The sequence below is a fragment of the Candidatus Photodesmus katoptron Akat1 genome (genome assembly GCF_000478685.1).
Lineage (GTDB): Bacteria > Pseudomonadota > Gammaproteobacteria > Enterobacterales > Vibrionaceae > Vibrio > Vibrio anomalopis.
Window position 1 is genome coordinate 301,591 of sequence record NZ_AMSD01000002.1, and the last position, 11,343, is coordinate 312,933.

Below are 11,343 nucleotides of genomic sequence, written 5' to 3' on the forward strand. Positions count from 1 at the left end.
ATAATTCACCTAATTTAGAATAATTCTTTTGCTACTTTAAGCAAATCGTTACGAACTGGACGCTTCATATTTTCAACTACATCAATAATATTATGATGAACAAGTTTCTCTTTCTGAATACCAACGCAACGACCACCATAACCTTCAATTAATAAATGAACAGCGTAATTTCCCATTCTAGAAGCTAATACGCGATCAAATGCTGAAGGCGAACCGCCACGTTGAATATGACCTAGAACTGTTACACGAGTTTCTCTACCAGTTGCCCATTCAATTTCTCTTGCTAGTTCGGTCACATCCATCATTAACTCAGTTAAAGCAATAATGGCATGTTTTTTACCTTTTGCAATACCATCTTGAATATGCTTAATAAGTTTTTCTTTATCTAAACCTGTTTCTGGCGTGATAATATACTCGCAACCACCAGCAATTGCCGACATAAGAGTTAAATCACCACAATGACGTCCCATAATCTCTACAAGAGAAATTCGCTGATGAGAAGAAGAAGTGTCTCGCAAACGATCAATAGCATCAATAACTGTATTTAGGGCAGTCAAATAACCAATACTATAATCGGTACCTGCAATATCATTATCAATTGTACCAGGTAAACCAACACATGGATAGCCCATGTCTGTTAATTTTTGAGCACCCATATAAGAACCATCACCACCTATAACAACAAGAGCATCAATATAGTATTTTTTTAAATTCCTGATGGCTTTCTTACGAACAAGAATATTTTTAAATTCTGGGAAACGTGCTGATCCTAAGAAAGTACCACCTTTATTAATTAAATCAGAGACACTTGAACGATCAAGTTTCTTAATACGATCTTCATAAAGTCCAAGATAACCATCAAAAATACCATATACCTCTAAATGTTCTCCTAATGCAGTACGAACAACACCACGAACTGCTGCATTCATACCAGGTGCATCACCACCACTTGTTAAAACACCAATCTTCTTAATCATGCTCTCCCTCAAATTTGGGAAATCTAATTTCAATTTCAAATACTAGAAACAAAAATTAATCCTTAGAGAAATTTTTTAAATCCAAAAAATATTAAATAGGACAATACTACTATTGATACTGTAAATTTTCTAGATATGAAAAATAGTACAGTTCCATATTCTATATGGTCGGACAGTGAAAAAAAAAGGCTGGGGAAAATTTTTATTTTATAAAGTAATTCTCCTAAAAAAATGTAAAGCAGCCTTTTTAATAAAAGCTAAGACACTAATATCAATTAGATATACATTGTCTTATAACCTTTTAATTTTATTTATATACTACACCTTATAAGTTAATCTACCTAAAATAAAACTTTTATATACTTAGAAGTATCCTTACAAACAATTAACAAGTAGGATAACATATATCTTAAAATAAGAATTTCATGAACACTATATATTCTAAGATAAGAATAGTAGTAGCTAACCATAAACAAAACGAGGTAGATTTAATGGCCTATCTTTGTTAACACCATTCTATGGTCAGACTTTAATGATATAGATTCTTTTGATGAACGGCTGCAAATCTGCCAATCAGTATTGGCAGATTTAAACCATAAATGATCAATACTAATCATGCTAAAATATGGCATAATCGGCCAAGCAAGCAAAAAATTCCAATTTGGCCAAGTTACAACTGGTTCTGTTTGAAATTTTGAGAATAGAGAATAAAAACGCGCACTATTTGATGAAAGATTAAAATCTCCTACTATCAGAATATCATCCAGTTGATATTGGTTAACTATATATTCCATAGTACTTAAAAGCATATTTCGACGAGACCATAGACTTTTTGTTCTAGGAGAAGGTAGATGAACAGAAAAAAACCTAATAATTTCTTCTGATGAAGAATGCCATAAACCATTAACAATATCCCAACCATCATGCGTATGAAAAAAAGACATATCCAACAATGGTGATTTGCTTAAAATCATCTGGCTGACAACAGGAATTCTAATTGATGCTTCTGTTCCATATTGAAAGGGATATATATCACTCAAAAGTATTAGTTCTTCCCTTTGTTTTAAGCCTACTTCTTGTAATACAACTAAATCTACTGGATTAGATATTAAATAATTAATGAAATCATTAATATCCTGATTTTTATAAAACATGTTAAATTGAATAATATTTACAGTTTTAGAACAATTTTCTACGGCTACACGACTCGTTGGTGGTGTAATAAAAATGAACATAAAAACAAATAAAACACAAATTAGTGAATGGAACCAATGTCTAAAGAATACAAAGAATAACATTAAAATCAGATAATAAAATAGATAAAATGCAGGAATAGATAATAAATTTTCTACCCACCAATACTCAATAGTAATAACACTAAAATAAAACCAAATAACTAAGGGCAAAAATATAATTTTCAATAATATTAATTGTAATAGAAACACCTAGCCCGCTCCAAATTAAATTTGCATTTACCGGTATTTTCTACGGAATAAAAGTAAATAGATTAATACTTCCATAATCTTGAATAGGGAATAATAAACTATTTAACTCCAAAATTATTAAAAACTACTTGAATACGATTATTAGAAGTAATATTTTCAAAATTAATAATTATTCCTTTTCAACTTTTCTTTTCCCAGAGTGTTTATAAATCCAGTATTAGTAACATTACCTACTTCATAGGTTACTCGAGTTATCATACGTATTTTTTTAAGCATGCTTCTGGTAATTCACTAATAAATCTAGATGCTTTTCTGTACTTATTTTGACCATATAATCGACGAACTCCAGCATGAATTATGTAAAGTTTTTCCATAGCACGAGTCATTCCTACATAACATAACCTACGTTCTTCTTCTAAACTTAATGAATTTTCTATAGATATCTGACTGGGGAAAAGACCTTCTTCTAATCCAACTATAAATACTAATGGAAACTCTAAACCTTTTGCACTATGTAAAGTCATTAACTGAACAGCATCTTCAAATTCACCTGTTTGATTTTCATCAGACCTAAGAGAGGAATAAGTTAAAAATGCTGTTAACAATTTCATTTCTTTAGATTTTTCATTTTTTTCAAACTGATATGTTGCAGAAATTAATTCTTCTAAGTTTTCAATACGAGACTTAATTTTTTTATCTTTTTCATTCTGATACATTGAAAGCAAACCAGAACATCGAATTACATAATCAGTTTGTTTATGTAGTGACATTCCTAATGTATTTGTCTTTAGAATAGTTATTAATTCAATAAATTGACCTAAAGATTTTTCTACTCTACTTGCTAGTATTTTTTCATCTAATAAAGCTATGCTTGCTTCCCACATTGGGATATGACGTTCTCGAGCAATAAGACGAATATTTTCTAATGTCTTATTACCAAGACCTCTCGTTGGCGTATTCACTATACGCTCAAAAGCAGAATCATCATTACTATTATTTATTAATCGCAAATAACCTAATGCATCTTTAATCTCTTGGCGCTCAAAAAATCTTATACCACCATACATATGATAAGGTACGTTAGCTTGAACTAAAGCTTCTTCAAGTGAACGAGATTGAATATTATTGCGATATAAAATGGCAACGGAATTTAATAAACCTCCTTGTTCTTTCCACTCTTGAATCTTTTTTACAACAAAATCTGCTTCATCTAGTTCATTATAAGCTGAATAAATCGAAATAAAATCTCCTTTTTCTTCATTAGTCCATAATTCTTTACCCATACGCTGAGTATTATTAGAAATTAAGACATTAGAAGCTTCTAAAATATTTTTAGTAGAACGATAATTCTGCTCTAAACGAATAGTACGAACACTAGGAAAATCAAAAGTAAATCTCTTAATGTTTTTTACTTTTGCCCCCCGCCAACCATAAATAGATTGATCATCATCACCAACAACCATTATATTACAATCAATTCCTACTATCATACGTAACCAAGCATATTGAATATTATTTGTATCTTGAAACTCATCAACTAAAACATACTTTAAAAGACTATGATAATATGCTCTTATTTTTTCATTATCTCTTAAAAGTTCATGTGAACGTAACAAAATTTCAGCAAAATCTACTAAATTTGAACGATCGCATAATTCTTGATAAGCCGAATAAATTTGCAAATTTATTTTAGTTACAGGGTTAAGATAAGGGTCAATATGCTGTGGTCGTAACCCTTTATCTTTCTTTTTATTTATCCAAGTCATTATCTGTTTTACTGGCCATTTTTTTTCATCAAGCTTTTTATTCTTAATTAAACGTCGCAATAATCGAATCTGATCTTCAGCATCAATAATTTGAAAATCTTTAGATAAATTAGCCTCTGCAAAATACACACGTAAAATTCGATGACAAATCCCGTGAAAAGTTCCATTCCATATATCAGAATAATCATCCATTAATAAACCTTCAATCCGACTACGCATTTCTATTGCTGCCTTATTGGTAAAAGTAACAGACATAATTGAAAATGGTGAAATTTTTTTGACGGATATCAACCAGGCAATTCTATAAGCTAATACACGAGTTTTTCCACTTCCTGCTCCAGCAAGTATTAGTGCATTTTCTAAAGGAGCTGTTACCACTTCACTTTGTTTATTATTTAAAGATTGGATTAAAATATTAAAACTCATCATAAAACTGGTCATATATAAATAAATATTTATTGTAGCTTAATACACTTATTCATATCAGATAAAGCACAAATAAAACTAAAATTAAAGGGAATTCTCTCCAAAAAAATAACAGATATTATCTGATGTTTTTTCAGAACTTATAATAATTAGTATAAGATACTGATTAAAGGTATATAATTAGTATTATTAATCAAAATCTTGTGGTTCTACATCTATAGACCAACGAACTTTATTAGCTATTGGTAATGAATTAATGGCAATTCTAGAAGATGCTAATATTTTTTGCATTAATGAACGAGTTTGCGTTCGTAAAAGCAATTGACAACGTGATTTACCAGCTCGCTTTGATAATGGCGCAGGCATAGGGCCAAGAAGTGTACACGTAGTATTAAATAATGAATGTTCTTTAAGAATAAGCTTTACTTCCAATAAGAAATTTTTTTACTAATTTAAGATTTTTCTCTTCTGCTCTAAATAATGTCAAAAATGTGTATGGTGGTAACATTGCTAATTTACGTTCCTGTAATGCAATATTTGCAAAATCAGGATAACCCTTATTTAATAGAACTTTTAGTAAAGGATGCTCTGGATGGCGTGTTTGAAGAATTACTTCTCCCATCTTATTAGCTCTTCCAGCTCTGCCTGAAACTTGAATAAACATCTGAGCTAAACGTTCAGATGCTCTAAAATCACTACTATATAATGCACTATCAATATCTAATAAAACTGCTAAAGTAACATTAGGAAAATGATGTCCCTTAGCTAACATTTGAGTGCCAATTAAAATTTGATATTCACCATAATAAATAGATTTAAGAACAAGATCTAAAGTGCTTTTTTTATGAATAGAATCCCGATCAATCCGAATGATTTTGTAGTTAGGAAATATTTTTTCTAGCTTTTTCTCTAACTGTTCAGTTCCTACTCCGACTGTTATGAGATTTACAGACCCACAATCTTGACACTTACAAAATAGAGAACGTTTTGAACCACAGTGATGACAGTGCATCTCATTACTAAACTGATGAAAAGTACAATAAGCATCGCAACGTTTACATTTAATAATCCACCCGCACTCATGACACATAATTATAGGAGCAAAACCTCGACGATTCAAAAATAAAAAAATTTGATTCCCATTATTTAAATGTTTACGAATTTTAGAAATCAATAGAGGAGAAAGCCCACTTTTTAAATATACTCCTCTAATATCAAATACTTTATTCTTAACAGCTACCGAGCTACCTGCTCTTTGAGTTAAGGTAAGATGATGATATTTTCCAATTGAAACATTATATAATGTTTCTAAAGCTGGAGTAGCAGAACCCAAAATTACTGGAATGTTTTCTTTACTAGCACGCATCACAGCAATATCACGAGCATGATAACAAGGATTTTCTTTCTGTTTGTAGGAAATATCATGCTCTTCATCAACTATAATAATTCCTAAATTATAAAATGGTGTTAACAATGCAGAACGAGTACCAATCACAATACCAGATATATTATCTCGTGCAGATAACCAAGAATTTAAACGCTTACTATCATTTATATCTGAATGGATTACTTCTACTGGAACATTAAATCGTTTTCTAAACCGATTAATTATTTGTGAAGTTAAAGCAATTTCTGGTACTAAAACTAAAGCTTGACGCCCTTTCTTTAATATGTATTTAACCAAATTCAAGTATACTTCAGTTTTTCCTGAACCAGTGACTCCCTCTAATAAATAACAAGCAAATTTGATTTGATTATTTATTACAGTTTCAACTGCTATTACTTGTTCTTTATTTAATTTTATTTTATCTTCGCCAGTTTCAATACACTTTGTCCAGGGAGAAATAACTGGTTTCTTAATTAAAGAATGAATCCAGCCTTTTTTTCTTAACCTGCTTAACACTGATATGCTAATACCAGAATCTATAAAAACTCGATGATTAAGATCACCAAGTGCTAGCATTTTTATAACCTTGGCTTGTATGACTGCACGACCGAAATCTTTCATCAATTGTTTTTTCCCTATATCTGTTAATTGCCATACAAGAATACTTAATTCAGCTGGTTTACCTTTTCTTAACGAAGTTGGTAATGCGTTATATAGGATTTTACCAAGAGAATACTGATAAAATTGACTACACCAATTGAGCAAAGAATACAAAGATTCTGACCATAATATATTACTATCTAAGACCTTATTAATTGATTTTAATTTATTATCAGCACATTTAGATTCATTAACTAACTCAATAACAATACCTAGTAATATTTTCTTTCTAAAAGGGACAAAAACTCGTCCACCTACAACAGGAAAAAGGCCATTAGGTATTAAATAATCAAACTTCTGATCTAAATAAATTGGCAGTACAACGCGGGCAATTGATAAAGACATGAAATTCACAAGTTTTAAAAAATGTAATTTAATGGATCTAATAATCATTAGAACTATTGATTATACAGTAGAAATTTATTATTATGTTAATTTAGTTTTATTATTCAGATCACCCTTACAAATAAAAAGGGAAATAATATAATCGCTATAATTGTTATCTATTTAATCAAGTGTAATATCCGACTGAAAATTTTAATCGGGTGGTGACACAAACTAATTTAAGGTTAATCTCATCATGAAATCAGGAATCCACCCAGAATATAAAATGATAAACGCTATTTGCTCCTGTGGTAATTCATTCAAGTTTTACTCAACTCTAAACAAAAACACTATATATCTAGATGTATGCGATCAGTGTCATCCATTCTATACGGGGACACAACGCGTTGTAGATACTGGTGGTCGAATTGATCGATTTAATAAGCGTTTTGGCACTTTATCTAGCTAAGATAAAATAAATACTTTTCTTTTTATTAGTAAGTAAATGAAACACTTTTTCATTACGTGGTAATTAAGATGCCTGATTTCATTTTATACAACTTGATGTCTTAACCTATAGTAAAAATTGCATCTAAAAAAGCTACTCTTTCATCTATGTTATTCAATTTCAAAAATAGAAATTTTTCTTTAATATTAAAAAATCAATAAAAGTTAACTAATTTAGGAATAGTATACATGACCTTTTCTCGTCAGCTACATAAGTTTGGTGGCAGCAGTCTTGCCAGTAAAGAGTGCTATCGACATGTTGTTCAAATTCTAAAAAAATATTCAAATAGTGAAGATCTAATTGTAGTTTCTGCTGCAGGTAATACGACTGACTATTTAATTAAATTTCTTAAAAATTCCTTTAAAGACAAAAAATTATCGAGTAAAACTTTACAAGTTCTATATCAATTTCAAACTGAACTTGTTAAAGAATTATTAAATGGGAAAATACGTATGCAACTGCTATCTAGACTTGACAATGAATTTAGCATACTCCAAGAACTAACTAGAACATTACATGAATCAAAAAAAGCTATGGTTCTTGGTTATGGTGAACTTTGGTCAGCACGACTTTTAACCTCCTTATTATGTCAAGAAAATTTACAATCAGTACTTCAAGACTCTAGAACCCTTTTACGTGCAAATTCTAGTGCACAACCAGAAATTGATAGCAAAAGCTCTTATCCATTAATCAAAAAAGCTTTGACGAAATATACTAATCAGAGATTAATTATTACTGGCTTTATGGCAAAAAATTTACACGGAAACACAGTCTTACTTGGTCGTAACGGATCAGATTATTCTGCAACAATCATCGGTTCCCTAGCAAAAGTATCAAAGGTTACTATTTGGAGTGATGTCATGGGAATTTACAGTGCAGATCCACGTATTGTTGATAATGCATATCTTTTACCATTACTTCGTTTAGATGAAGCTAGCGAACTGGCACGTTTGGCATCTCCAGTACTTCATAGTCGAACTCTTCAACCTGTTGCTAAAAGTAAAAAGATGGATTTAACTTTACGAAGTACAAAAAAACCAGAATCAGGTTTAACACGAATTGAACGGGTTCTTGAAGTTAGTTATAAAGCTAAAATTATCACATCACTCGAACAAGTATTACTTATCCATCTGACTTTTCATCAAAATAATAATTTTAACACCATTGTATCTAATGTTTTAAAAAATCTTAAACTGATTCAATTAGAACCACTTGCTTTTCAATTTAAAATAGAACAACAAACGATTTATTTAGCTTATACTGAAGAAATAGCTAATGAAGCGCTTGATTATTTGCAAAACATTTCTACTGGAGCTGAAATCAAACTTAAAACAGATTATTCTCTAATTGCAGCTATTGGTGCAGGAATCATTAAGAATACAAATCATTGTTACAAATTTTATCAACAGATAAAAAGTTCACCCGTTGAATTTATTTCAAAATCTCAATTAAGCCTAGTGGCAATATTATATAAAACCCCAGTATTTCCATTAGTTATAGATATCCACAACCACTTATTCCAAACGAAAAAAAAAGAGATACATCACTGTTTATAACATTAAATTTGATGAAATAGAATATGAATCAAACCTTTTGTTTCTTTTCTTTACTTAATTTTTCCACTACTTCTTTCATATTATCACTTAAATAATAAAACATATTTTCATTAATTTTATTAATACAATCAATAATAACAATTATTACGAAAAAAAAGTTCTCTTTTTTATATTTATTAAGATAATGCAGTTACTATTTTCTCTATTTTTATTAAATATGAAAAACAACTAGATAGAATGGACTAAATCTATACCTAATTAATCACACTTAAATCCAATTAATTTATTCAACGACATGTGTGGAATAGTACTTTTGTAGTGACCTAAAATGAACTTTAAAAATCTCTTTATCCTTCAGGTAAGTTAATATGTCAATCAGTTTAATAATAGAAATAATAGGACAATCAAAGTCTTTTTGAATTTCATCAATAGCTGAGTATTTATTATCTCCTTTCTCTTGGCGATCAAGTGCGATTAAAATACCAACCGTGCTTGAGTTATTTGCTTGAACAATCTCCATAGATTTACGAATCGCACTACCAGAAGTTACCACATCATCAAGCAATATAACTCGACCTTTAATTTTTCCACCTATTAAATTACCACCTTCTGCATAAGTTTTTTCTTCCTTTCGATTAAAGCAATAATTTGTATTGATACCATAAGAATCAGCTAATGAAATAGCTGTACTAGTTACAATTGGAATCCCTTTATAAGCAGCACCAAAAAGAATATCAAATTTAATACCAGAGTGGACTAAAGCATCGGCATAAAAACGCCCTAATCGTACAAGTGAATAACCCGTATTAAATAGACCAGAATTAAAAAAATAAGGGCTTTTTCTACCAGATTTTAAAAAAAAATTACCAAATCTTAAAACACCCATTTCTATGACAAGTTCAATAAATTCAAACTGATACTTTTTCATGAATTATCTCTCTATAAAATTTTATGATGATGATTATGCTTAAAAAAGTCTACAGTACTTATTTTAAAATCAAAAAAAACAGTTTCAATTTCTACCTACATACTTATTCAAGTATGCTCTAAATTATTGGCTTATTTAAAGCTTGAACAATATATTTTTCTAATGATTTGGGTGTTACAATAGGTGAAAATCGTTTAACAGGGATGCCTTTTTTATCAATTAAAAACTTAGTAAAATTCCACTTAATGTAATTGCCGAAAATACCAGGTAATTGCTTTTTTAAATAAATAAATACTGGATGGCTGTTTTTACCATTAACTTCAATTTTTTCACTAAAAACAAAATCAAGATCATATCTAATTAAACAACCATTTTGAATATCAGTTGTATTCCCTGGTTCTTGATTGCCAAATTGGTTACATGGACAAGCTAAAATTACTAAATCTTTCTTAAGATACTTTGCATGCAATTTTTGAAAACCTTTTAATTGTGGTGTTAGACTACACAAGCTAGCAGTATTTATGATTAATACAACTTTATTTCTAAAAGAATTAAAATTGAGTATATTACCCTGCAAAGTATTTATTGAAAGTTGATAAAAATCACTCACTATCACTCCTTATATTTAAATAAGACGTATATTGGTAATCACTAATGCTAAATTCTAACGGTATAAAAAATTCTTATATAAATTACTTTTTAGTAAAATAAATAATAAAAATATCAATTAAAATGATTAATATTTTTAATTACTGAATCAGTAATATAAATTAAGAATATCTTTTTTAAAATTCAAAACGCACTGATATAGTAGCCCTTGTCCTGTAATTAGCATTTTTTCTCATTTCTGCAGAAATAGAAAGTTCTTCTGTTGAATGAAACCTAGCCCCAACATGAAAAACAGACCCCTGTCGACTAACACGACCAATACGACCAATAGCTTCTATTTTTTCTGTTAACCAAAACCGACCACCAAAATTAATTTCTTTCTCAATTATTTTCTTACCAAAAGGATTTATTTTTAAAGGATAAGAAAGGTAGTGAATTAAAAATTGACCATAAATATCAGAAAATTTATTAATTGGTCCGTTAAATCCAACACCAATTGCTGTATCCCAATCACCTTGTAATTCACTATCAATACGAGCTACAAAATGTGAATTTTCAGTCAATAAAGTACTAAGCTCAAGACCTGCCATCTCAGGTTGAAATCCTGTTCGTATTTCAAAATAATTATAATTAAAAGTATTTGCCTGTATTACAAATGATAATAAGCTTAATCCTGATAATACAGCACGACTAACTATTGATATTTTTTTAACCTGGAACATTAAGTACTCCCTTGAGTATTTACTTTAAAATCAAT

General features: G+C 29.6%; 6 protein-coding genes and 3 pseudogenes. 2 read left to right on the plus strand and 7 right to left on the minus strand.

The features are described 5' to 3' along the window. Positions 1-14: 14 nt before the first annotated feature. The 4 genes and pseudogenes from pfkA to priA form a co-directional block, all read right to left on the minus strand. On the minus strand, positions 15-977 hold the full coding sequence (gene pfkA, locus O1U_RS03885; RefSeq protein ID WP_016504088.1) for a 6-phosphofructokinase: 963 nt from the start codon (positions 975-977) through the stop codon (positions 15-17). 488 nt (positions 978-1,465) lie between these two features. Next, positions 1,466-2,212, minus strand: a complete 747-nt coding sequence (locus tag O1U_RS03890) for an endonuclease/exonuclease/phosphatase family protein (protein ID WP_016504089.1) — start codon at positions 2,210-2,212, stop codon at positions 1,466-1,468. A gap of 308 nt (positions 2,213-2,520) precedes the next feature. Then, positions 2,521-4,617: pseudogene (uvrD, locus tag O1U_RS03895) on the minus strand (DNA helicase II). Between the two features lie 186 nt (positions 4,618-4,803). Then, positions 4,804-7,006: pseudogene (gene priA, locus O1U_RS03900) on the minus strand (primosomal protein N'). Between the two features lie 235 nt (positions 7,007-7,241). Here priA and rpmE point away from each other — a divergent pair. Next, complete coding sequence (gene rpmE, locus O1U_RS04850; protein ID WP_081697384.1) at positions 7,242-7,454, plus strand: 50S ribosomal protein L31; 213 nt, start codon at positions 7,242-7,244, stop codon at positions 7,452-7,454. A 227-nt stretch (positions 7,455-7,681) separates the two neighbouring features. After that, positions 7,682-9,028, plus strand: a pseudogene (locus O1U_RS03905) (aspartate kinase); the annotation flags it as partial. A gap of 304 nt (positions 9,029-9,332) precedes the next feature. Here the strand turns inward: O1U_RS03905 and pyrE are convergent. The 3 genes from pyrE to O1U_RS03920 all read right to left on the minus strand — a co-directional run bounded on the left by pyrE (position 9,333) and on the right by O1U_RS03920 (position 11,308). After that, positions 9,333-9,977: an orotate phosphoribosyltransferase gene (pyrE, locus tag O1U_RS03910; RefSeq protein ID WP_016504093.1), complete on the minus strand. Its 645-nt coding sequence runs from the start codon at positions 9,975-9,977 to the stop codon at positions 9,333-9,335. A gap of 118 nt (positions 9,978-10,095) precedes the next feature. Then, positions 10,096-10,587 (minus strand): glutathione peroxidase, encoded by a 492-nt coding sequence (locus tag O1U_RS03915; RefSeq protein WP_016504094.1) that lies wholly within the window; start codon positions 10,585-10,587, stop codon positions 10,096-10,098. Between the two features lie 175 nt (positions 10,588-10,762). Then, positions 10,763-11,308, minus strand: a complete 546-nt coding sequence (locus O1U_RS03920; RefSeq protein WP_016504095.1) for a hypothetical protein — start codon at positions 11,306-11,308, stop codon at positions 10,763-10,765. Positions 11,309-11,343 lie beyond the last annotated feature (35 nt).

Bases quoted from the DNA above. Each gene is read 5' to 3' on its own strand.
- pfkA (WP_016504088.1), bottom strand. From the start codon at position 977: ATGATTAAGAAGATTGGTGTTTTAACAAGTGGTGGTGATGCACCTGGT.
- O1U_RS03890 (WP_016504089.1), bottom strand. From the start codon at position 2,212: ATGTTCATTTTTATTACACCACCAACGAGTCGTGTAGCCGTAGAAAAT.
- rpmE (WP_081697384.1), top strand. From the start codon at position 7,242: ATGAAATCAGGAATCCACCCAGAATATAAAATGATAAACGCTATTTGC.
- pyrE (WP_016504093.1), bottom strand. From the start codon at position 9,977: ATGAAAAAGTATCAGTTTGAATTTATTGAACTTGTCATAGAAATGGGT.
- O1U_RS03920 (WP_016504095.1), bottom strand. From the start codon at position 11,308: ATGTTCCAGGTTAAAAAAATATCAATAGTTAGTCGTGCTGTATTATCA.